Below are 20,299 nucleotides of genomic sequence, written 5' to 3' on the forward strand. Positions count from 1 at the left end.
GTCATCAGCCTTCGATGAAGATCAGTGCGGGCGTTTCGAGCAGGGCCTTGATCCGCTGGACGAAGACGGCGGCATCCCAACCGTCCACCACGCGGTGGTCGAAACTCGAAGACAGGTTCATGATCTTGCGCGGGATGAATTGGGTGCCGTCCCAGACCGGCCGCGTCATGATCTTGTTGACCCCGACGATCGCCACTTCCGGATGGTTGATGATCGGTGTCGTGACGATGCCGCCGAACGCGCCGAGCGAGGTGATGGTGATGGTCGAGCCGGACAGCTCCTCGCGCGCGGCGGTGCCGTTGCGGGCGGCATCGGCAAGGCGGGTCAGCTCGGCGGCGCTGTCCCAGATCGACCGCGCCTCGGCGTGGCGGACGACGGGAACGGTGAGGCCCGCCGGCGTCTGCGTGGCGATGCCGATATGTACGGCGCCGTGCCGGGTGATGATGCCGGCGTCGTCGTCGAAGGTGGCGTTGACACCCGGCTGCTCGGCGAGCGTCTTGACCAGCGCCCGCATTAGGAATGGCAGGATCGTCAGCTTCGGTTGGTCGGCCTTTTTGCCCGCGTTCATCGTCGCGCGCAGGTCCTCCAGATCGGTGACGTCCACCTCCTCGACATAGGTGATGTGGGGAATGCGCGAGGCGGCAAGCCGCATCTTCTCGGCGATGCGCCGGCGTAGCCCCGTGACCTTGATCTCTTCGGTCGCCGTCTTCCGGGCGAGGCCTGGGACGGAGACGGCCGGCTGCGCGCCGCGCGCCAGGAACTGGTCAAGATCATCGTGGGTGATGCGGCCGGCCGGGCCGGAACCGGCAACCTGCCGCAGGTCGACGCCGGCCTCCTGGGCGCGAAACCGAACCGCCGGCGAGGCGAGGGGTCTTTCGCCCGGTTCGTGGCGGACAGGGCGGGTTGCGGCCGGCTCCTCGCGGCGCGGCGCGGCTGGCGGTGGGGCGGGCTGTTCCGTCCGGGGCGCGCGCTCCAGCGGAATGACCTCGGCTGAAGCGGCCGGCGGAGCCGCTGATGTTTCGACCTCTGCGGCCACATCCGTCGCCGTGTCGGGAGCGGGCGCGTGGCCTTCGCCCTCGACCGCGATTCGCAGCAGCGGCGCCCTGACGGCGACCGTGTCGCCGACCTCGGCGCCGAGCCACAGCACGGTGCCGTTGACCGGGGAGGGGATCTCCACCGTCGCCTTGTCGGTCATGACAGCGGCGAGCACCATGTCTTCGCGCACCGGATCGCCGGGTTTGACGTGCCATTCCACGAGTTCGGCCTCGGCAACGCCTTCGCCCACATCCGGCATCTTGATGAGGAATTCGCCCATGCCTCAGGCCTCCATCACTTCTTGCAGGGCCCGGCCGACGCGTGCAGGCCCGGGGAAATAGTCCCATTCCTGCGCGTGCGGATAGGGCGTGTCCCAACCGGTGACGCGCACCACCGGCGCTTCGAGATTGTAGAAGCAATGCTCCTGCACGAGCGACACTATTTCGCCGCCGAAACCGGAGGTGAGCGTCGCCTCATGGACGACGACACAGCGGCCGGTCTTCTTCACCGACTGGACGATGGTGTCGAGGTCGAGCGGCAGGAGGCTGCGCAGGTCGATCACCTCGGCGTCGATCTCGGTCTCCTCGGCGGCGGCGAGCGCCACATGCACCATGGTGCCGTAGGCGACCACGGTGACGGCGTTGCCGGGCCGGCGGATCTCCGCCTTGCCGATCGGGATCGTGTAGTGGCCTTCCGGCACCTCGCCGAGATCGTGCTTCGACCAGGGCGTCACCGGCTTTTCGTGGTGACCGTCGAAGGGGCCGTTGTAGAGCCGCTTCGGCTCCAGGAACATCACCGGGTCCGGATCCTCGATCGCGGCGATCAGCAGGCCCTTGGCGTCGTAGGGGTTGGAGGGGACGACCACCTTCAGGCCGCAGACATGGGTGAACAGCGCCTCCGGGCTCTGGCTGTGCGTCTGGCCGCCGAAGATGCCGCCGCCGGTCGGCATGCGCACCACGATCGGGCAGGTGAAGTCGCCGTTCGAGCGGTAGCGGATGCGCGCGGCCTCCTGCGTGATCTGGTCATAGGCCGGATACATGTAGTCGGCGAACTGGATCTCGACGCAAGGTTTCAGGCCATAGGCCGCCATGCCGATCGCGGTGCCGAGAATGCCCGACTCGTTGATCGGTGCGTCGAAGCAGCGGGTCTTGCCGTACTTCGCCTGCAGCCCCTGCGTGGCGCGAAAGACGCCGCCGAAGTAGCCGACATCCTCGCCGAACACGACGACGTCGTCATCGCGCCCCATCGAGACATCCATGGCGCTGCGCACGGCCTCGATCATTGTCATTCTTGCCATATCAGTACCCTGCCTTCTGCCGCTGGCGGCGGATATGGGCGGGCATTTCCGCATAGACGCCCTCGAAGATGTCGCGAACGGACGGCTTGCCGCCGGCATGCAGGGTGCCGTGGCTTTCGGCCTGCTTCTGCGCCTGGATCACCTCGTCGAGGATCTCGGCCTCGGCCTGGGCGTGGCGTTCCTCCGACCAGACGCCCCGCATGATCAGGTGCTTCTTCAGCCGCAGCACCGGATCGCCGAGCGGCCAGGCCTCCGATTCGGTCTTCGGCCGGTAGGCGCTCGGATCGTCCGAGGTCGAGTGCGCGCCGACACGGTAGGTGACGTATTCGATCAGCGTCGGGCCCATGTTGCGGCGGGCACGTTCGGCCGCCCATTTCGCCACCGCATAGACGGCGAGGTAATCGTTGCCGTCGACGCGCAGCGCGGGAATTCCGAAACCTAGTCCTCGGGCGGCAAAGGTGCCCGACCCACCGCGGGCGATGCCCTGGAAGGTGGATATGGCCCACTGGTTGTTGACGATGTTGAGGATGACCGGCGCCTTGTAGGTCGAGGCGAAGACGAGGGCCGAGTGGAAGTCGGATTCGGCGGTGGAACCGTCACCGATCCAGGCGGCGGCGATCTTCGTGTCGTTCTTGATGGCCGACGCCATCGCCCAGCCGACCGCCTGCACATATTGGGTGGCGAGGTTGCCGGAGATGGTGAAGAAGCCGTGCTCCTTCGACGAGTACATGATCGGCAGCTGGCGGCCGCGCAATGGATCTGCCTCGTTCGAGTAGATCTGGTTCATCATCTCGACCATCGGGTAGTCGTCGGCGATCAACAGCCCCGCCTGCCGGTAGGTCGGAAAATTCATGTCGCCCTTGTTCAACGCCTTGCGGAAGGCGCAGCTGACCGCCTCCTCGCCGAGATGCTGCATGTAGAAGGACGTCTTGCCCTGCCGCTGCGCCATCAGCATGCGAGTGTCGAAGGCGCGCAACTTCATCATGTTGCGCAGGCCCGCCAGAAGCTCCTCATCCGACAGCAGCCCCGCCCAGGGGCCGACCGCCTCGCCGTCGCGGTTGAGCACGCGAATGATCGAATAGGCGAGATCGCGGATTTCTTCCGGTGCCACGTCGATCGTCGGTCGCGGCACCGATCCGGCTTTCGGAATCTTGACGTTGGAGAAATCCGGCTGGCCGCCGGGCCGGACTGCCGGCTCGGGGACATGCAGGCTCAGGTGCGGGACCTCGTTCATGCGGTGTCATACCTCCCATGTCGGCGACCGCGTCCGTTGCTCCTCACGAACGGTGCGGTCACCACTATCCTACAAATTGCGTGCGATGACGATGCGCTGGACGTCGCTCGTTCCCTCGTAGATCTGGCAGATGCGGACGTCGCGGTAGATGCGTTCGACCGGATAGTCCGCCATGTAGCCATAGCCGCCGTGAATCTGGATCGCATCCGAGCAGACCTTCTCGGCCATCTCGGAGGCAAACAGCTTCGCCATCGAGGCCTCCGTCAGGCAGGGTTGCCCCTCCTCCTTCAACTGAGCCGCATGCAGCACCATCTGGCGCGCGACCTCGATCTGCGTCGCCATGTCGGCGAGCCGGAAGGCGACGGCCTGATGATCGATGATCGGCGTGCCGAAGGCCGAGCGTTCCCGGGCGTAGTCGCGCGCCGCCTCGAAGGCCGCGCGGGCCATGCCGACGGATTGTGCGGCAATGCCGATGCGCCCGCCCTCCAGGTTCGACAGCGCGATCCGGTAACCCTCGCCCTCCGCCCCGAGCCGGAGGTCGGCAGGGATGCGCATCTCGTTGAAGGCGATCTGGCAGGTGTCGGAGGAGTGAAGCCCCAGCTTATGCTCGACCCGCACGACCTCGTAGCCTTGCGTGTCGGTCGGCACGATGAAGGCGGAAATGCCCTTCTTGCCGGCGTCGGGATCGGTCACGGCAAAGACGATGATGACGTTGCCGTTCTTGCCCGAGGTGATGAACTGCTTGGCGCCGTCGATGACGTAATGATCGCCGTCGCGCCGGGCGCGGGTCTTCAGGTTCGAGGCGTCGGAGCCGGCCTGCGGTTCGGTCAGCGCAAAGCCGCCGATCCATTCGCCGGATGCCAACTTCGGCAGGAAACGCTGCTTCTGCTCCTCGGTGCCGTATTTCAGGATCGGCACGCAGCCGACCGAACTGTGCACGCTCATGATGGTGGAGCAGGGACCGTCGCCGGCGGCGATCTCCTCCAATGCAACGGCATAGGCAATCGTGCCCGTTTCCGAGCCACCATAGGCTTCCGGCACCAGCATGCCGAGAAAGCCGAGTTCGCCCATTTCCTTCAGTTCCTCGCGGGGGAAACGGCTCTTCTCGTCGCGTTCCGCTGCATCCGGCGCCAGTCGCTCGCGGGCAAAGTCGCGCGCCATGTCGCGGATCTGGATCTGCTGTTCGTTCAGGATCATGCGTCGGTCTCCTCTGGAAAACCGTTCAGTGCAGTTCGACGGCGAGCGCCGTTGCCTCGCCGCCGCCGATGCAGAGCGTCGCCATGCCGCGCTTCATTCCATACCGCTCCAAGGCCGACAGCAGTGTGACGAGCACGCGCGCCCCGGAGGCGCCGATCGGGTGGCCGAGCGCGCAGGCGCCGCCATGGACGTTCACCTTGTCGTGCGGCAGGTCGAGGTCGCGCATGGCGGCCATGGCGACGACGGCGAAGGCCTCGTTGATCTCGAACAGGTCGACGTCCTTGAGATTCCAGCCGGTACGTTCGCTGAGCTTGCTCAAGGCGCCGATCGGGGCGGTGGCAAAGAGGTTGGGCGCCTGGGAATGGGTGGCATGGCCGACGATGGTGGCCAGCGGATCGATACCCTCGCGTTCGGCCTGCGAGCGCCGCATCAGTACCAGCGCTGCTGCGCCGTCCGAAATCGACGACGAGTTCGCAGCGGTCACCGTTCCGTTCTCGCGGAAGGCCGGTTTCAGCGTCGGGATTTTTTCCAGCTTCGCCTTGCCCGGCTGTTCGTCACGGCTGACGACCATCTCGGAGCGTCCCATCTTCACGGTAACCGGCGTGATCTCGGCGTCGAATGCGCCAGTCTCGATTGCTCTCTGGGCGCGGGTCAACGACGTCACGGCGTAGTCGTCCTGCGCCGGACGGGTGAACTGGTAGGCCTCGGCGCAATCCTCGGCGAAGGTGCCCATTAGGCGCCCCCTGTCATAGGCGTCCTCCAGCCCGTCGAGGAACATGTGGTCGATGACGCGGCCATGACCGAGACGGTAGCCGCCGCGGGCGCGGTCGAGCAGGTAGGGTGCGTTCGTCATGCTTTCCATGCCGCCGGCGACGGCGATCGAAGCACTGCCGGCGGCGATGAGATCGTGGACCATCATTACCGCCTTCATGCCGGAGCCGCACATCTTGTTGACGGTCGTCGCCCCGGTCGCAAACGGCAGGCCGGCGCCGATCGCGGCCTGGCGGGCCGGCGCCTGGCCTTGTCCGGCGGGCAGGACGCAGCCGAACACCACCTCTTCCACGGTCTCGAGGCTGACGCCGCTGCGATCCAGCGCCGCACGGATGGCGGCGGCGCCGAGTTCCGGTGCCGTGGCATCCTTCAGGTCGCCCTGGAACCCGCCCATGGCGGTACGGGCCGAGCCGACGATGACGATCGGATCCTGTTGCGTCATATGAAATCTCCCGAAACGATGTCTGGCTTAGCGTGGCGCCATGCGCAGTGCGCCGTCGAGGCGGATGACTTCGCCATTCAGCATGATGTTTTCGCAGATGTGGCGGACCAGTGCGGCGAACTCCGCCGGCTTGCCGAGGCGTGGCGGGAAGGGCACGCTCTTGCCGAGCGAATCCTGCACTTCCTGCGGCATGCCAGCCATCATCGGCGTCTCGAAGATGCCGGGTGCGATGGTGACGACACGGATGCCGGAGCGCGCCAGTTCACGGGCGATCGGCAGCGTCATGGCCGCGACCCCGCCCTTCGACGCCGCATAGGCGGCCTGGCCGATCTGGCCGTCGAACGCTGCCACCGAAGCCGTGTTGACGATCACGCCGCGCTCACCTTCCGCGCCCGGCTCTTCCCTGGCGATTGCCGCGGCGGCAAGCCGGGTCATGTTGAAGGTGCCGATCAGGTTAATCCCGATCGTGCGGGCAAAGCTCTCCAGTTTGTGGGGACCATCGCGGCCGATCACCTTTTCGCCAGGCGCCACGCCCGCGCAATTCACCAGCCCGTGCAAATGGCCGAAACGCTCCAGCGCCATGTCGACGGCAGCCTGGCCGTCCTTCTCCTGCGTCACGTCGGTGCGCATGAAGGCGGCGTTGCTTCCGAGGTCGCCGACGATCTTCGCACCCGCTTCCGCGTTGACGTCGGCGATCACGACGTTTGCACCCTCGCCAGCCAGCATGCGCGCGACGGCGGCGCCGAGGCCCGAGCCGCCACCGGTGACGAGAAAGGTCTTTCCACGGATCAGCATGCCCAACCTCCCCAGGCGCGCTCGCGATCTGCATGGTAGCGTCGATGCGTCATGCAGTCCTCCCAGCGCCGCATTCCACCGACAGGAGCGACTTGCCCCTGTCCATCTTGCCCGACTGTATGTCGGTGCGGTATTGCAAGCGATGACCGAAGTGTCTCGAACTATCGGCCACTTTTACCATAATCTGCGGGGCATGACGATGACGGAAACCGGGCGGCGGATGATCTCGCCCTCCTTCGTGGAAGAGGCGCTTGATTGCCTGAGGCGGCACGGCAAGGCGCCCGAGAAGGTGCTGGCAGCCATCGGGCTGCCGCCGGTGATTGCGGCGCCGATTTCCGCCGAAAGCTACGGTGCGCTCTGGCTTGCGATCGCAGCCGAAATCGATGACGAGTTCTTCGGCATGGGTGGCCGGCCGATGCGGCGCGGCAGCTTCACGCTGCTCTGCCACTGCATCCTGCACGCAAAGACACTGGAACAGGCTCTGCGCCGGGCCCTGCGGTTTCTCGATGTCGTGCTGGAAGATCCCAGCGGTCAACTCGAGGTGTCCGACGGGCTGGCGCAGATCGTGCTTTCGGATCGGGCCGAGGTGCGCTCGGCCTTCGCCTACCGCATGTACTGGATCCTGTTGCATGGAATCACCTGCTGGCTTGTCGGCCGGCGCATTCCGATCCGCATGGTCGATTTCCGCTGCGCCGAGCCGCGGCAGGGCGCCGACTACCGCTTGTTCTTCGGCGCGCCGGTCCGCTTTTCCCAGCCGGTGAGCCGGCTGGCCTTCGATGCGGCGGTGCTGAAGCTACCTGTTGCCCGCAATGAGCAGGCGTTGAAGCAGTTTCTGCGCGGTGCCCCGGCCAATATCCTCGTGCGCTACCGCTATGACGCGGGTCTGGCGGCCAGTGTGCGCAAGAGGCTCCGGCAAGTGCCGCCGGCGTCATGGGCTGGTTTCGAGGACTTGGCTGCGCAATTGCGGATGTCGCCTTCGACGCTGCGCCATCGCCTGCAGGCCGAGGGCCAGAGCTATGCGGACATCAAGGATGAGATCCGTCGCGACCTTGCGATCGAATTGCTGCAGACGAGTTCCCTCGGGGTCGGTGAAATCGCGGTTCGGCTCGGTTTCTCGGAGCCAAGCGCCTTTCACCGCGCCTTTCGCAAGTGGACGGCCAAGAGTCCGGCCGTGTTTCGTCGCGAGACAATTGCGGTGGTGGACGGCCACCTGCCGCAGCAGCGGTAGACGATCGGCAACGCGGCGCTGGCGAACTACTCCCGGGCCGCGCCGGCTGCCTCGCCGGCGACAGGGAAGCGCATCGTGATCCGAGTGCCCTTGCGTTTCACCGCCGGGCTTTCGGCCGTGATCCGGCCGCCCATCGCCTCCACGAAGCCCTTGGAGATCGGTAGCCCGAGGCCGGCACCGGACGGTCGGCCATCCACGTGGCCGCGGCGATAGAATTTCTCGAAAACGAGATCGAGATCGGCCGGCTTTATGCCCTTTCCGAGGTCGGTGACTGAGATGACGATCTCGTCTCCCTCCTTGCGGGCATAGAGGCTGATCGGCTCGTCGCCGCCGTAGCGGCTGGCGTTGTCAAGCAGGTTGAAGAGCACCTGGCCGAACAAAGCGGCATCGCCGATCATCGTCGGCATATGCGGAGCGATGCTTGTTTCGAAGATATGACCGGGAAATTGCTTTCTGGCCCGCTCGATGGCGGTGCGCGAAATGTCGCCGACATCAATCCGGTCGCGCCTTGCATTGAGGGTCCCAGTCTCGATTCGGGTCATATCGGCCAGATTGGTGGCGAAGCGACTGAGCCGACCGCTTTCCGTTTCGATCGACTGCAGAAGACCCTCGCGCCCTTCCGCCGTCATGCCGTCTCCCGGATCCCTCAAGCCCTTGATGGCGCTCGCGATCGTGGCAACCGGTGCTTTCAGGTCGTGCGTGATCGACGACAGAAGGGTCGTGCGCAGACGCTCGCCCTCAAGCCTGGCCGCTTGAAGGAGGCTCTCGCGGGAGAGCCTGGCCCGGTCGATTGCGATTGCGGTCTGGTCGAGGATGGCCGAAAGGGCCCGCTCGCCATTGGGATCGAGATCCCCTGCGGCCATCCCGATCCCGCAGACACCGACGACGCCGTGCGGGCTGGTCAGCGGCCGAAACTGGAACGTGCTGCTCGGCAGGGTGGTGGTTCCGTGACCGGCCATTTCCTGCTTGTCCAGCGCCCATCGGGCGGCCGCCATGTCGGTGACATCGAGTTCGGTATCGGGCGGCCAGGCGGCGGAGAGCCTAAGCTCGCCCTTTTCCGGCAAGAGCAGCGTCGCATTGCGCTTCAGGCTGGCCTGCAGTTGGGACACCGATGCCCATAGGACATCGTCAACCTTTGCGGTGCCGGACAGCTTCCGGGAGAAATCGTAGAGCGCTTGCAGGGTGCCGGCCCGGCCATAGGCTGCTTTCGCCTGTTCACGAATGCGCGACGCCAGGCTGCCGGCCACAAGGGCCGCGGCAAGGAAGACGACGAGGGCGAAGATCGCATGCGGCTTTGCGATCGAAAGCGTGTGCAGCGGATCGATGAAGAAGTAGTTGTAGGCGAACAGCGAGAGGAATGCGGCGGCGAATGCCGAAAGATATCCCTCAAGCGCTGCAGCGACCAGCACAGCCATCAGGAACAGCAGGCCGAGGTTCGGCAGTTCGACGAGGGCCGTGATCCCCCTGCCGATCAGGGTTGCGGTGACAACCGCCGCGCAGGCAATGCCAAGCGGCTGCAACGTCGCGCGCACCGACAGAGGTCTGATCACACGCCTGTCGGTGCGCGTTTCCTCCGCGGTATCGGCCGTTATGAGGTGCACGGCGATACCGGCAGCCTCTTCCGTCAGCGCATCCGCCAGTGACCGGCGGAAAAGCCGTTTCCACGCCGGTTGGTGGTGGGCGCCGATGACGATCTGGGTCGCGTGCTCGCGCCGGGCCAGTTTGAGGATTTCAGCAACGAAGTCCGTTCCAATCACCCGACGCGTCTCCGCCCCAAGCTGTTCGGCAAGCCGGAAGGTCGTGTCGATCTGGCGAACGGCGGCGCTATCCCCGGTCTCCCGGTCGGCGCGCTCGATGCAGATCACGGTCCAGGGCGCGTTGAGGCTCGAAGCCAGCCGGCTTGCCGTGCGCACCACCTTTTCCGATAGCTTGTCCGGACCGACGCAGACGAGCAGGCGCTCTGACGCCGCCCAGGATCCTTCGATGGCGTTCTGCTTCAGATAGTCGACCATCTGATCGTCGACGCGCTCGGCGGTGCGGCGCAGCGCCAGCTCGCGCAGGGCGGTCAGATTGCCGAGCCGGAAGAAGCTGTCGACCGCTCGCTTGGCGTTGTCGGGGAGATAGACCTTGCCCTCGTGCAGCCGTTTGATGAGATCGGCGGGCGGCAGATCGACGAGGATCACCTCGTCTGCCTTGTAGAACAGGCCGTCGGGCACGCGTTCGCGCACGGTTACACCGGTGATCTGGGCAATGACATCAGACAGGCTCTCGAGGTGCTGGATGTTCATTGCCGTCCAGACGTCGATGCCGGCAGCAATCAGTTCCTCGATATCCTGGTAGCGCTTGGGGTGGCGGCAGGCGTCCGGATTGCTGTGGGCCAGTTCGTCGACAATGATCGTCTTCGGACGGCGTGCCAGGGCGGCATCGAGGTCGAATTCGGATAGGATGTAGCCCTTGTAGTCCACCTTCCGACGCGGCAGTACCTCCAGCCCGTCCAGCAGCGCTTCCGTCTCCTTTCGGCCGTGTGTCTCGACCAGTCCGACGATAACTTCCGCGCCCTCGGCCCGCATCTGCTGAGCGCGTGCCAGCATGGCATAGGTCTTGCCGACACCGGGGGCGGCACCCAGAAAGATGGTGAGCTTTCCGCGGCCGTCTTCGCCGGCAAGGGCCAGGAGCGCATCCGGATCAGGGCGCCGTTTCATCTCTCGATCGGTATCCGCCATGGCTGGCCTCGGGTTTCTTCGTTTCCACGCCGGCTAGCATTTTGCCGGGCACGGTCTGCGTTCCCATGGGGCGGCTCAGCGAACCATTGGAATGCAGGCCGCGCTCTTTCGCAAGCCGCTGTTTGGGCGGGGCTTCATATTTATTCACGGGCTCCCGATCAAGCCTTCAAGGCGATGATTGCACGCCCCGCCGTCATGTCGGTGATCATGCGTATGATCGCCGCAGCCTCCGCTTCCGGCAGAGCAACGACAAATTCGGCACCGGTCGCAAGGAAAGTCTCGGCCTCGATGCGGACGTCGCTCAACGCGGCGAGCCGTGACTTGACGAGGGCAAGATCGGAGAAGACGCAGGTCACGCGGGCTTCGACCCGTGCGACGAGTTCCGTTTTGGCCATCGCGCGAAGGCACGCCGCTGCGGCTCCGCCATAGGCCCGTATCAGGCCGCCGCTGCCAAGCAGGATGCCGCCGAACCAACGAGTGACGACGACCGCGACGCCATCCAGAGCCTGCCCGTCGATCGCCTGCAGGATCGGCTTGCCGCCTGTTCCGCTCGGTTCGCCGTCGTCGCTGAAACGATAAACCTGGCCCAGGCGCCAGGCGAAGCAATTGTGGTTCGCGGCGGGATCGGAATGGTCGGCAATGAAGTCCTTCGCAGCCTGTTCGCTGACGATCGGGCCCGCAAACGCGATGAAGCGGCTCTTCTTGATGTCCTGCTCGAAGGTGCCGGTTGTCTGCAATGTGAACATGGCTCAACCTGCGATGGTCGATTGACTTGAGAGTGCGAAAACTGTGGGACGCGGTGCGCGAGCGGTCGACATGCGGCCTTGTCGCAGAAGATCGTCCATCTCGCCAGCCCTTGCCTCTTTCCTGTCATTGGATGTCGCGAACCGATGCGACACCTTTTGCAGCGCGGCATAGCTTTCGCTCATATACGGGCCCCGTAGAAGGCCCTTGCAAAATCGACGGGCGGTTGAGATATCAGCCCTCCGCCGAAACAGCCGGTACGCAGTGCCGGCCGGCCGCGCCAGGGCCGTTGCGGCGCAGCATCGATAGCGAGAGTGGAACCGATGAAGAGCTATGTACTGACAGTTTCGTGCCAATCGACCCGCGGCATCGTCGCCGCCATCACCACCTATCTCGCCGAGAAGGGCTGCTACATCACCGACAGCTCGCAGTTCGACGATCTCGAGACCGGGCTGTTCTTCATGCGGCTGAGCTTCATCAGCCAGGAAGGCGCGTCCGAGGGCGAGATCAGGGAGGGCTTCCAGCCGGTCGCCAAGACGTTCGCCATGGACTGGCAGATCCACGATTCCGAGGAGCGCATGAAGGTGCTCTTGATGGTCTCGCGCTTCGGTCACTGCCTGAACGACCTGCTCTACCGCTGGAAGATCGGTGCGCTGCCGATCGACATCGTCGGCGTCGTTTCCAACCATTTCGACTACCAGAAGGTCGTCGTCAACCACGACATTCCCTTCCACCACATCAAGGTGACGAAGGAAAACAAGCCGCAGGCCGAGGCGCGGCTGATGGAGATCGTCGAGCAGTCGGACGCCGACCTGATCGTGCTCGCCCGCTACATGCAGGTGCTGTCCGATGCGGTGTGCAAGAAGATGTCGGGCAAGATCATCAACATCCATCACTCCTTCCTGCCGTCGTTCAAGGGCGCCAATCCCTACAAGCAGGCCTATGAGCGCGGCGTGAAGCTGATCGGCGCCACCGCCCATTACGTCACCGAGGATCTCGACGAGGGTCCGATTATCGAGCAGGACATCGCCCGCATCACCCATGCGCAGAGCGCCGACGATTACGTGTCGATCGGCCGCGACGTGGAGAGCCAGGTGCTGGCGCGCGCGGTGCACGCGCACATCCATCACCGCGTCTTCATGAACGGTAACCGCACGATCGTCTTCCCGCCAAGCCCGGGCTCCTACAAGTCCGAGCGGATGGGCTGAGCGACGGAAGTATCTCTGAACGAAAGAGGCCGGCGGAGTTTTCCGCCGGCCTCTTTTATTTGGCCTGTTCTAGGCTCAGAGCCCGAAGGCGTCCTTGAACTGGTACCACCAGGAGCCTATCGTCGAGTACTGCGCGCGGAACATGCGCCCGCCGGGGAAGGGGATCCAGGGCAGCTTCTCGAACTGGCTGAAGCGGCTGGCGTCGCCGTGGATCGCCTCGCTCAGGATCTTGCCGAACAGGTGCGAGCCGGTGACGCCGTGGCCGCTGTAGCCGTGGGCGAAATAGGTGTTCTTGCCGATCTTGCCCATCTGCGGCACGCGCGAGAAGGACAGGGCGAAATTGCCGCTCCAGGCATAGTCGATCTTCACGCCCTTCAGCGAGGGGAAGACTTTTTCCATGTTGGGACGGATCTTCGCCCGCACGTCGGCCGGGTCGGTGCCGCCGTAGACTGTACCACCGCCGAAGATCAGGCGCTTGTCGGCGGAAAGCCTGAAATAGTCGAGGATGTAGCGTACGTCCTCGACGCACATGTCGTTCGGGATCAGCGCATCGGCGCGCGCGCCGAGCGGTTCGGTCGCGACCATCTGGGTAGAGACCGGCATGACGCGGGAAACGAGCTTCGGCACGACATGGCCCAGATAGGCGTTGCCGCAGAGCACAGCGATCTTGGCGGTCACGCGGCCCTTGGCGGTATGGATGACCGGCTTTTCCGCCTCATGTTCGACCTTCGTCACCGGCGACTGTTCGTAGACGACGCCACCAAGCGATTCCAGCGCTTTGGCTTCGCCAAGCACGAGGTTCAGCGGGTGCATATGGCCGCCGGTCGTGTCCAGCATGCCGCCGACATAGGCATCGGTGTTGACGAGCTTGCGGATCGCCTCCTTGTCGAGGAGCTGATGGTCGTCCATGCCATAGCTCTTCCACAGCGCCTTCTTGTGCTCCAGCTCGCGCATGTGGGCGGCGGTGTAGGCAGCGTAGATGTTGCCATCCTTCAGATCGCAGTCGATGCCGTACTGGTTGACGATGCGGCGGATGATCTTGCCGCCCTCCTGCACGAGCGAACCGACGAAGGCCCCGGCTGAGTCGCCGTAGCGGCGCTTGATCGTGTCGAGGCTGGCGTTGAGGCCGTTGACGACCTGGCCGCCGTTGCGGCCCGAGGCGCCCCAACCGATGCCGGCGCCCTCGACGACGACGACCTTGTAGCCTTTCTCGGCGAGGTGGATTGCGGTCGACATGCCCGAATAGCCGGCGCCGAGGACTGCGACGTCGGCCTCGACGGCGCCTTCCAGTACCCTCGGCGTGCGGATGATGTTGCGGGAGGCGGCGTAGTAGCTATCGGGATAGCTGCCGTCGCCGGCATAGGACTTTGCGTTGTTTGCCATCAGACGATTTCCAGATAAGCGCTGAATTCGAAGTCGGTGACCTGTTCGGCGAAGCCGGCGAGCTCCTGCCGCTTGCAGGCGATCAACATGGAGCGGAGATCGGGGTCGAAGATCTCCGAGACGATCGAGCCGTTTTCGAAGGCGGTGACGGCTGAGCCCCATTCGCTGGGAATGCGCGGCGCCTTGGTCTGGTAGGCGCGGCCCGTAACCGGCGCAGGCGGCTCCCACTTGTTGCGGATGCCCATCAGTGCGGCGCCGAGGATGCCGGCCATGACGAGGTAGGGGTTGGCGTCGGCGCCGGCGACGCGGTGCTCGATGCGGCGCGCCGAAGGCTTGCCGCCCGGAATGCGGATGGCCGCGGTGCGGTTCTCATAACCCCAGGTGATGGAGGTGGGCGCATGGGTGTCGGGGCGCAGGCGGCGGTAGGAGTTGAAGTGCGGGGCAAAGAGCAGTGTCGTCTCGGCCATGCCGCGCGTCAGCCCGGCGACCGCATGGCGCATGATATCGGAACCCTGCTCGGTGCCGTCGTCGAAGACGTTGCGGCCATCCTCGTCGATCAGGCTGAAATGCATGTGCATGCCGCTGCCGGAGCGCAGACCGTAGGGCTTGGCCATGAAGGTGGCAGCCAGGCCGTGCTTGCGCGCCACGCCCTTGATGATGCGTTTGAAGAACAGTGCGTCATCGGCGGCCTTCAGCGGGTCGTCGGAATGCACAAGGTTGATCTCGAACTGACCGATGCCGTTTTCCGCCACGGCGGAGTCGGCCGGCACGTTCTGCCGCTCGCATTCGGCATAGACATCCGAGAAGAACTGGCCGAAGTCGTCGAGTTCGTCGATCGAAAGGATCGCATCGGAATCCAGCCGCTTGCCGGTATAGGGCGAGATCGGCGGCTCGGCATGGTCCGGTTCCGGATCGATGAGATAGAATTCCATTTCGGAGGCCACGACCGGACGCAGGCCCAGGTCATGGTATTGGCGCACGATATGGGCCAGCGCCTGGCGCGGATCGGCCAGGAACGGCTCGCCCGTTTCCTTGAACAGCCAGAGCGGCACGACCGCGCTCGGCTTCAGCGTCCAGTTCACCGGTAGCGCGCCGCGCCCGGTTGGACTGCAGATGCCGTCCATGTCGCCGCTGGCAAAGACGTGCGAGGAGCCGACGATGTCTTCGCCCCATACGTCGACGCCCACGATCGACAGCGGCATGCGGATCCCGCCATCAAGGACCTTCTTTGCCTGGTTCACCGGCACGCGCTTGCCGCGCAGGATGCCGTTCAGGTCGCAGACGACCGCCTGGATGCTCTCGACCGACTCCGCGTTGGTGAGCCAATCGTTCCCCTCAGTTTCAGACATTGTTTTTTCCATATCACATATTGATTTTTGTGATCACATTTTTAATATATGCACACTTTCTTGTTGCCGGTCAAGCTGGTAAGACCGGGACGAGAAGGACGCGGCTCCGCAACTGGCCGCGTCCTTTGCCGGTCAGGAGGGAACGTTGGGAGCATTGAAGCTGCAGCCGCTAGTGCGGCCGGACGGAATGACCACGCATGAATATGCGCACCGGCGGCTGCGCCAGGCGATTATGGTCGGCTCCATCCGCCCGGGTGAGGCCCTGACGATTCGCGGCATCGCCGAAGCGATGGAAAGCAGTCCCACTCCGGTTCGCGAAGCCTTGCGCCGCCTGTCCTCGGAAGGGGCGCTGAAGGTGCTCGACAACCGGCGCATCATGGTGCCGAGGATGACGGCCGATCGCTTCGGCGAACTGATCGCCCTTCGCACCGTCCTTGAGCAGCACGCAGCCCGGCGCGCCGTCGACCATATCACCGAAAAGCAGATCGATCGGCTGGTGGAGATCGACAAGGCGCAGGACGAGGCCATCGCCCGCAAGGACAGTGCCACCGCCCTTCTGTTGTTGAACCAGGAATTTCATCGCACGCTCTACACGGCCAATCCCGACCAGATCATCATGCCGATGGTCGAGAGTGTCTGGCTGCAGCTCGGTCCCTTCCTCGGCATTGCCATGGAGTATGTGGAGCAGCTCTATTTCGTCGACCGCCACCGGGAGGCGATCGCGGCGCTGCGCAAGCGCGACGAGGATGGTGTCGCCGCCGCGATCGGAGCCGATATCCGGGAAGGTATCGGTGGCTTCGAGCGCGCCGCGATCGAAAACCTGCTGCGGCTTGCGGGGCAATAGCTCCGCTCATCGACGCCCGGCAATGCCAGGCGCGTTTGGGTTGGACGGGCGCAGTGCGCCTTGGCATGATCTTTTGAAGGTCGTTGCAAGCTTGGGCGAAGCGAGCTGATCGCATCGCCGGCAATTGCAGAGAAAGGATCGATCGCCATGTCGTTTCCCTTGTTCAATCTCGCCGGCAGACGGGCCTTGGTCACCGGCTCCGGGCAGGGCATCGGGTTTGCCATTGCGGAGGGACTGGCCGCGCACGGGGCGAGCGTGGTGCTCAACGGCCGTTCGGCCGAGAAGCTTGCCGGCGCCGTCCAAGTGTTGCGTGACAAGGGATATCTGGCACAGGCAGCGCCCTTCGATGTCACCGACGGTGCGGCGGCGGCGCAGATGGTGGCGCTGATCGAGGCGGAGACGGGGCCGGTCGACATCCTCGTCAACAACGCCGGCATGCAGTTTCGTGCGCCGCTGGAGGACTTTCCGGTCGAGAAGTGGGACGAGCTTCTACGCACCAATGTATCGAGCGTCTTCCATGTCTCCCGCGCCGTCGCCCGTCACATGATAGAACGCGGGCGGGGCAAGATCATCAACATCGCCTCGGCGCAGAGCGAACTGGCTCGCCCGGGCATCGCTCCCTATACCGCGACCAAGGGCGCCGTGCGCAATCTCACGCGCGGCATGTGTGCCGACTGGGCGAGGCACGGGCTGCAGATCAACGCCATCGCACCCGGCTATTTCAAGACGCCGCTCAACAAGGCGCTGGTCGAGGACCCGGAATTTTCCGCCTGGCTGGAGAAGCGAACGCCGGCAGGGCGCTGGGGCGAGGTCGGCGAGCTTGTCGGCGCCGCCGTCTTCCTTGCTTCGGACGCATCCTCCTTCGTCAACGGCCACACGCTCTATGTCGATGGCGGCATCACCACGTCGGTTTGACGAAGTAATCCTGCTGTGAACGTCTTGCGTCCTCATCCCGCCGGGTGCATTGATCCTTGCAACGAAAGCGAGACCTTGAGGCGAAGTACATGAAAACGGATGTCATCGTTCTGGGCGCGGGCGTCGTCGGCATTTCGACGGCGATCCATCTGGCGCGGCGGGGAAAATCGGTCGTTCTAGTCGACCGGCGTGGCCCTGCAGAGGAGACATCCTACGGAAATGCCGGGTTGATCCAGCGCGAAGGCGTCTACCCCTACGGCTTTCCGCACGATTTCGGCGCACTGTTCCGCTACGCCCTGAACAACACGATCGATGCGCACTACCACCTGTCCGCGCTGCCCGGCCTTGTGCCGTTTCTCGCCCGCTACTGGTGGCATTCCGGCTTCCGGCAACACCAGAGCATCGCTCATATGTATGCACCGCTGATCGAGCATTCGATCAGCGAGCACGCCGACCTGATCAACGCCTCCGGCGCCGGCGATCTGGTCCGCAAGGACGGCTGGATTAAAGTGTTCCGCACCGAGAAGGCACGCGATGCGGCCTATGCGGAAGCAGAACAGTGGTCGGCAAAGTTCGGGGTCAATCACCAGAAGCTGACAGCTGCCGAGATGAAACAGGTCGAGCCGGATATCCGGGCAGAACTCACCGGCGGCCTGCGCTGGACCGACCCCTGGTCGATCCTTGATCCGGGCGGACTGTTGAAGGCTTACGTCAAGTATTTCCAGTCGCTGGGCGGTACGCTGGTCGCGGGCGATGCTGCAACGATCGAGCATGTCCTGGAGGGTGAAGGCTGGCGAATCGCGACGCCGGAGGGGCCGCTGGAGGGCCGCGACGTCGTCGTTGCGCTTGGACCCTGGGCGGACACCGTGACGCGGAAGCTCGGCTATCACTTCCCGCTCGCGGTCAAGCGCGGCTACCACATGCACTATGGTGCGGCTGAAGGTGCCAAGCTGAACAACTGGGTTCTCGACGCCGAGCGCGGCTATTTCCTCGCGCCGATGAACCGTGGCGTCCGACTGACGACCGGTGCGGAATTCGCCAAGCGCGACGCCCGCAAGACGCCGGTCCAGCTTCGTCGCGCCGAGAAGGTCGCGCGCGAATTCTTCCCGCTCGCCGAGCGCCGGGACGAGGAGCCCTGGATGGGGGCGCGGCCCTGCACGCCGGACATGATGCCGATCATCGGCAAGGCGCCGCGTCACGCCGGCCTGTGGTTCGCCTTCGGCCATGCCCATCACGGCATGACGCTCGGACCGATCACCGGACGTGTGCTGGCGGAAAAGATGCTGGGCGAACGCACCGTCCTCAACATCGGCCCCTACCGGCCCGAGCGCTTCCTGGCCTGATCCAGGCCGGAGCAAGTCTGGCAAAAGTTGCGGTGCAGCTTTGTGCACGGAACCGCGTTGAAGTGCGATTCCGCAGCTTCGAGAGCGACGGAAACGCCCTAACGGCTGATCCGCGTCGACAAGATGATCGAGGAGAGCGTGCGCTCCACGCCCTCGATTGCGCCGATGCGGTCGATCAGATGGTCGAGTTCGGCGATGGACGCCGCAGCCACGATGGCAATCAGGTCGAAGGTCCCCGAGACGGAGTGCAGCGCGCGCACCTCCGCAATGGCGTGCAGCTCGGTCGTGATACGCGAAAGCGTCTTCGGCGCGATCGTGATCAGCACATGCGCCTTCACCATTCCGCCTTCGTACTCGTCCGACAGGCGCACGCCATAACCGGTGATCACTCCATCCCGCTCCAGCCGTTCGATCTTGGCCTGCACGGTCGTGCGCGACAGGCCGAGCTTGCGCGCGATCGTTGCTGTCTGCTCCCGGGCGTTTTCACTGAGGATGGCGAGGAGCTCGCGATCCTTTGCGTTTAACGTCATTATGCTCATTAAAGTCGTCATATTGCCGATATCGATGATGCAATATGCCAGATCCGAAGCTATGAATCGACAGAAATCGGCGAGAAAATGCCCTGGTCAGTTTATCGCTTTCAGGGGAAGCAACATGAAAGAAATCGTCGTCATCGGCGCGGGCAAGATCGGTTCCACCATTGCGCGGCTGCTCGCGCACAGCGGGGACTACAAGGTCACCGTCGCCGACCGTTCCGCCGAACAGCTCACGGCCATCGAAGAGCACAAGGCCGTCATCACCGCCGTCGTCGACATCGCCGACAGCAAGGCACTGGTCGAGCTGCTGAAGGGCAAGTTCGCCGTTCTCAGCGCTGCCCCCTATCACCTGACCGTCGCGATCGCCGAAGCTGCGGCTGCCGCCGGCATCCATTACCTCGACCTCACCGAAGACGTCGAATCCACCCGCGCCGTCAAGCGCATCGCCGCCAAGGCCGAGACCGCCTTCATCCCGCAGTGCGGCCTGGCACCGGGCTTCATCTCCATCTGCGCCAATGACCTCGCCAGCCGCTTCGACACGCTGGAGAGCGTGCGCATGCGCGTCGGCGCCCTGCCGCAGTACCCGTCGAACGCGCTCAACTACAACCTCACCTGGAGCACGGACGGCGTCATCAACGAGTACATCGAGCCCTGCGAGGCGATCGTTGAAGGCTCGCTGATCGAAGTCCCGGCCCTGGAAGAGCGCGAAGAATTCTCGCTCGACGGCGTCACCTATGAAGCCTTCAACACTTCCGGTGGCCTCGGCACGCTGTGCGAGACGCTGGAAGGCAAGGTTCGCACGCTGAACTACAAGACGATCCGCTATCCGGGCCACGCCGCGATCATGAAGGCGCTGCTCAACGACCTCGGCCTGCGTCACCGCCGCGAAGTGCTGAAGGACATCTTCGAGAACGCGCTGCCGACCACCACCCAGGACGTCGTGATCATCTTCGTCACCGTCTCGGGCCGCAAGGACGGCCGCCTGATCCAGGAAACCTACGCCAACAAGGTCTACAGCGCCGTCATCGCCGGGCAGATGCACTCGGCGATCCAGATCACTACGGCAGGCTCGATCTGCGCAGTGCTCGACATGCTGGCTGACGGCTCGCTACGCGCCAAGGGCTTCGTCAAGCAGGAAGAAATCGGCCTCGACGCCTTCCTCGCCAACCGCTTCGGCCACTATTACGCACAGGACCAGCACGGCGCCCGCGCGGCGAGCTGAGCCATCGCATCACCACAGCCGCATAGCCACTAA

At 64.5% G+C, this 20,299-nt stretch carries 17 protein-coding genes; 6 read left to right on the plus strand and 11 right to left on the minus strand.

Annotation, left to right across the window (positions count from 1 at the left end; all coding sequences use genetic code 11):
- Positions 1–4 precede the first annotated feature (4 nt).
- The 6 genes from IB238_RS18550 to IB238_RS18575 form a co-directional block, all read right to left on the minus strand.
- Positions 5–1,315 carry a dihydrolipoamide acetyltransferase family protein gene (locus tag IB238_RS18550; RefSeq protein ID WP_192250335.1) on the minus strand — a complete coding sequence of 437 codons (1,311 nt, stop codon included), beginning with the start codon at positions 1,313–1,315 and terminating at the stop codon, positions 5–7.
- Between the two features lie 3 nt (positions 1,316–1,318).
- A complete protein-coding gene (locus tag IB238_RS18555; RefSeq protein ID WP_192250336.1) occupies positions 1,319–2,332 on the minus strand; it encodes an alpha-ketoacid dehydrogenase subunit beta in 1,014 nt (337 codons plus the stop codon).
- Between the two features lies 1 nt (position 2,333).
- Positions 2,334–3,566: a 3-methyl-2-oxobutanoate dehydrogenase (2-methylpropanoyl-transferring) subunit alpha gene (locus IB238_RS18560; RefSeq protein WP_192250337.1), complete on the minus strand. Its 1,233-nt coding sequence runs from the start codon at positions 3,564–3,566 to the stop codon at positions 2,334–2,336.
- Positions 3,567–3,635: 69 nt separating this feature from the next.
- Positions 3,636–4,763: an acyl-CoA dehydrogenase family protein gene (locus IB238_RS18565; RefSeq protein WP_192250338.1), complete on the minus strand. Its 1,128-nt coding sequence runs from the start codon at positions 4,761–4,763 to the stop codon at positions 3,636–3,638.
- A gap of 25 nt (positions 4,764–4,788) precedes the next feature.
- Positions 4,789–5,976, minus strand: coding sequence for an acetyl-CoA C-acyltransferase (locus IB238_RS18570; RefSeq protein ID WP_192250339.1), 1,188 nt, complete (start codon positions 5,974–5,976; stop codon positions 4,789–4,791).
- Positions 5,977–6,003: 27 nt separating this feature from the next.
- Entirely contained in the window at positions 6,004–6,771 is a 768-nt protein-coding gene (locus tag IB238_RS18575) for a 3-hydroxyacyl-CoA dehydrogenase (RefSeq protein ID WP_192250340.1), read from the minus strand.
- A gap of 199 nt (positions 6,772–6,970) precedes the next feature.
- On the opposite strand from IB238_RS18575, the gene IB238_RS18580 reads away from it, so the two are divergent.
- Positions 6,971–7,999 (plus strand): AraC family transcriptional regulator, encoded by a 1,029-nt coding sequence (locus IB238_RS18580; RefSeq protein ID WP_192250342.1) that lies wholly within the window; start codon positions 6,971–6,973, stop codon positions 7,997–7,999.
- Between the two features lie 26 nt (positions 8,000–8,025).
- On the opposite strand, the gene IB238_RS18585 is transcribed toward IB238_RS18580, so the two are convergent.
- Positions 8,026–10,722 (minus strand): sensor histidine kinase KdpD, encoded by a 2,697-nt coding sequence (locus tag IB238_RS18585; protein WP_192250343.1) that lies wholly within the window; start codon positions 10,720–10,722, stop codon positions 8,026–8,028.
- A 158-nt stretch (positions 10,723–10,880) separates the two neighbouring features.
- Entirely contained in the window at positions 10,881–11,468 is a 588-nt protein-coding gene (locus IB238_RS18590; protein ID WP_192250346.1) for a YigZ family protein, read from the minus strand.
- A gap of 321 nt (positions 11,469–11,789) precedes the next feature.
- On the opposite strand from IB238_RS18590, the gene purU reads away from it, so the two are divergent.
- The gene (purU, locus tag IB238_RS18595) at positions 11,790–12,674 is read left to right on the plus strand and encodes a formyltetrahydrofolate deformylase (protein ID WP_192250349.1); all 885 of its coding nucleotides are present in this window, start codon (positions 11,790–11,792) and stop codon (positions 12,672–12,674) included.
- Positions 12,675–12,749: 75 nt separating this feature from the next.
- On the opposite strand, the gene IB238_RS18600 is transcribed toward purU, so the two are convergent.
- Both IB238_RS18600 and IB238_RS18605 read right to left on the minus strand, forming a co-directional pair.
- Entirely contained in the window at positions 12,750–14,060 is a 1,311-nt protein-coding gene (locus IB238_RS18600; RefSeq protein WP_192251314.1) for an FAD-binding oxidoreductase, read from the minus strand.
- Complete coding sequence (locus IB238_RS18605; protein ID WP_192250352.1) at positions 14,057–15,406, minus strand: glutamine synthetase family protein; 1,350 nt, start codon at positions 15,404–15,406, stop codon at positions 14,057–14,059. Before IB238_RS18605 ends, IB238_RS18600 begins: the two co-directional genes overlap by 4 nt.
- A gap of 187 nt (positions 15,407–15,593) precedes the next feature.
- Here IB238_RS18605 and IB238_RS18610 point away from each other — a divergent pair, with 187 nt between their 5' ends.
- The 3 genes from IB238_RS18610 (at position 15,594) to IB238_RS18620 (ending at position 18,508) form a co-directional block, all read left to right on the plus strand.
- The gene (locus IB238_RS18610; RefSeq protein ID WP_192251317.1) at positions 15,594–16,250 is read left to right on the plus strand and encodes a GntR family transcriptional regulator; all 657 of its coding nucleotides are present in this window, start codon (positions 15,594–15,596) and stop codon (positions 16,248–16,250) included.
- A gap of 147 nt (positions 16,251–16,397) precedes the next feature.
- Positions 16,398–17,165, plus strand: a complete 768-nt coding sequence (locus IB238_RS18615; RefSeq protein WP_192250355.1) for an SDR family oxidoreductase — start codon at positions 16,398–16,400, stop codon at positions 17,163–17,165.
- A gap of 89 nt (positions 17,166–17,254) precedes the next feature.
- Positions 17,255–18,508 (plus strand): FAD-binding oxidoreductase, encoded by a 1,254-nt coding sequence (locus IB238_RS18620; protein WP_192250357.1) that lies wholly within the window; start codon positions 17,255–17,257, stop codon positions 18,506–18,508.
- A gap of 98 nt (positions 18,509–18,606) precedes the next feature.
- Here IB238_RS18620 and IB238_RS18625 read toward each other — a convergent pair whose 3' ends face one another.
- Entirely contained in the window at positions 18,607–19,038 is a 432-nt protein-coding gene (locus IB238_RS18625) for an Lrp/AsnC family transcriptional regulator (RefSeq protein ID WP_192250360.1), read from the minus strand.
- A 124-nt stretch (positions 19,039–19,162) separates the two neighbouring features.
- Between IB238_RS18625 and IB238_RS18630 the strand changes: the two genes are divergently transcribed.
- On the plus strand, positions 19,163–20,266 hold the full coding sequence (locus IB238_RS18630) for a saccharopine dehydrogenase family protein (protein ID WP_192250362.1): 1,104 nt from the start codon (positions 19,163–19,165) through the stop codon (positions 20,264–20,266).
- Positions 20,267–20,299: the final 33 nt, after the last annotated feature.

The sequence above is a fragment of the Rhizobium sp. ARZ01 genome, from assembly GCF_014851675.1.
GTDB lineage: Bacteria > Pseudomonadota > Alphaproteobacteria > Rhizobiales > Rhizobiaceae > Mycoplana.

What these genes read in the sequence shown, in the direction of transcription:
- IB238_RS18550 (WP_192250335.1), bottom strand. Translation starts at nt 1,315, where the DNA reads ATGGGCGAATTCCTCATCAAGATGCCGGATGTGGGCGAAGGCGTTGCC.
- IB238_RS18555 (WP_192250336.1), bottom strand. Translation starts at nt 2,332, where the DNA reads ATGGCAAGAATGACAATGATCGAGGCCGTGCGCAGCGCCATGGATGTC.
- IB238_RS18560 (WP_192250337.1), bottom strand. Translation starts at nt 3,566, where the DNA reads ATGAACGAGGTCCCGCACCTGAGCCTGCATGTCCCCGAGCCGGCAGTC.
- IB238_RS18565 (WP_192250338.1), bottom strand. Translation starts at nt 4,763, where the DNA reads ATGATCCTGAACGAACAGCAGATCCAGATCCGCGACATGGCGCGCGAC.
- IB238_RS18570 (WP_192250339.1), bottom strand. Translation starts at nt 5,976, where the DNA reads ATGACGCAACAGGATCCGATCGTCATCGTCGGCTCGGCCCGTACCGCC.
- IB238_RS18575 (WP_192250340.1), bottom strand. Translation starts at nt 6,771, where the DNA reads ATGCTGATCCGTGGAAAGACCTTTCTCGTCACCGGTGGCGGCTCGGGC.
- IB238_RS18580 (WP_192250342.1), top strand. Translation starts at nt 6,971, where the DNA reads ATGACGGAAACCGGGCGGCGGATGATCTCGCCCTCCTTCGTGGAAGAG.
- IB238_RS18585 (WP_192250343.1), bottom strand. Translation starts at nt 10,722, where the DNA reads ATGGCGGATACCGATCGAGAGATGAAACGGCGCCCTGATCCGGATGCG.
- IB238_RS18590 (WP_192250346.1), bottom strand. Translation starts at nt 11,468, where the DNA reads ATGTTCACATTGCAGACAACCGGCACCTTCGAGCAGGACATCAAGAAG.
- purU (WP_192250349.1), top strand. Translation starts at nt 11,790, where the DNA reads ATGAAGAGCTATGTACTGACAGTTTCGTGCCAATCGACCCGCGGCATC.
- IB238_RS18605 (WP_192250352.1), bottom strand. Translation starts at nt 15,406, where the DNA reads ATGTCTGAAACTGAGGGGAACGATTGGCTCACCAACGCGGAGTCGGTC.
- IB238_RS18610 (WP_192251317.1), top strand. Translation starts at nt 15,594, where the DNA reads ATGACCACGCATGAATATGCGCACCGGCGGCTGCGCCAGGCGATTATG.
- IB238_RS18615 (WP_192250355.1), top strand. Translation starts at nt 16,398, where the DNA reads ATGTCGTTTCCCTTGTTCAATCTCGCCGGCAGACGGGCCTTGGTCACC.
- IB238_RS18620 (WP_192250357.1), top strand. Translation starts at nt 17,255, where the DNA reads ATGAAAACGGATGTCATCGTTCTGGGCGCGGGCGTCGTCGGCATTTCG.
- IB238_RS18625 (WP_192250360.1), bottom strand. Translation starts at nt 19,038, where the DNA reads ATGACGTTAAACGCAAAGGATCGCGAGCTCCTCGCCATCCTCAGTGAA.
- IB238_RS18630 (WP_192250362.1), top strand. Translation starts at nt 19,163, where the DNA reads ATGAAAGAAATCGTCGTCATCGGCGCGGGCAAGATCGGTTCCACCATT.